This window comes from Dietzia sp. SYD-A1 (genome assembly GCF_015356725.1).
Lineage (GTDB): Bacteria > Actinomycetota > Actinomycetes > Mycobacteriales > Mycobacteriaceae > Dietzia.
Genome location: NZ_JADDKI010000671.1, coordinates 1 through 476, shown reverse-complemented (window position 1 = coordinate 476; position 476 = coordinate 1). Strand labels below are relative to the sequence as shown.

Below are 476 nucleotides of genomic sequence, written 5' to 3'. Positions count from 1 at the left end.
GGCACGCTGATATCGCGCGTCACGGTGGCGTCCGGACCATGATTCATCACCAGGATGCGGTCGCTGAGCGCGATCGCCTCGTCGACGTCGTGGGTCACCATGACCACCGTGCGTCGGTCGGCCTCCCACAGACGTAGCAGCTCGCGTTGAAGCGAGTGACGGGTCAACGCGTCCAGAGCGCCGAACGGCTCGTCTAGGAGCAACACCTTGGGCTCCAGCGAGAACGCGCGGGCGATGCCGACGCGTTGCTGCATGCCACCCGAGAGCTGTCCGGGTAGGCGGTCCTTGGCGTGGCCCAAGTGGACGAGATTGAGGTAGTGGTCCGTCACCTCGGCGCGAGCTGATGCGCCGAGCTCTGGGCGGGCGCACGAGAGCGCGAACTCAACGTTCTCCCGCGCGCTCATCCACGGCAACAGGACGTGCTGTTGGAACACCACCCCGCGGTCGGCGCCGGGCCCGTCGATCGGCCGGCGATC

General features: G+C 67.6%; 1 protein-coding gene. It reads right to left on the bottom strand.

Features of this window, described 5'->3' with window-relative positions; genetic code table 11:
• On the bottom strand, positions 1-476 hold a 476-nt coding region (locus tag IY392_RS18495; protein ID WP_194862011.1), incomplete at both ends, for an ABC transporter ATP-binding protein.